The sequence below is a fragment of the Schumannella sp. 10F1B-5-1 genome, assembly GCF_006517535.1.
Lineage (GTDB): Bacteria > Actinomycetota > Actinomycetes > Actinomycetales > Microbacteriaceae > Schumannella.
On sequence record NZ_VHQH01000027.1, the window covers coordinates 1 to 472 of the forward strand.

The window sequence follows — 472 nt, forward strand, 5'->3', positions numbered from 1 at the left end:
GAGCGGCTCGGCGAGTTCCTCGCGCACGAAGGTGCCCAGCTCGCGCCCGTCGACGCGTCGGATCAACTCGCCCACGAGGTGTCCGTAGTCGAGCAGGTGGTAGCCGGATGCCGTCCCCGGCTCCCAGAACGGGGCCTGTTCGGCGAGCAGTGCGGTCGCCTGCGGCACATCGAGGATGTCGGCCGGGGTGACCGGTTCCGCCCACCCCGACACCCCGGAGGTGTGCCCGAGCAGTTGCCGCACGAGCACGCCCTCTTTGCCCGCCGCGGCGAACTCGGGCCAGTAGCGCGCGACCGGCGCGTCGGGATCGAGGCCGCGGTCGACCAGGATGAGCGCGGCGAGAGCGGTGACGGTCTTGGTGCACGACCAGGTGTTGACGATGGTGTCGGAACTCCACGGTGCGCTGTGCTCCGGGTCGGCCCAGCCGCCCCAGATGTCGACGACGGGCTCGCCGTCGATCACCACCGCGAGC

At 71.6% G+C, this 472-nt stretch carries 1 protein-coding gene; it reads right to left on the reverse strand.

Annotated elements, in window-relative coordinates:
• On the reverse strand, positions 1 to 472 hold a 472-nt coding region (locus FJ658_RS03630), incomplete at both ends, for a serine hydrolase domain-containing protein (protein ID WP_141144022.1).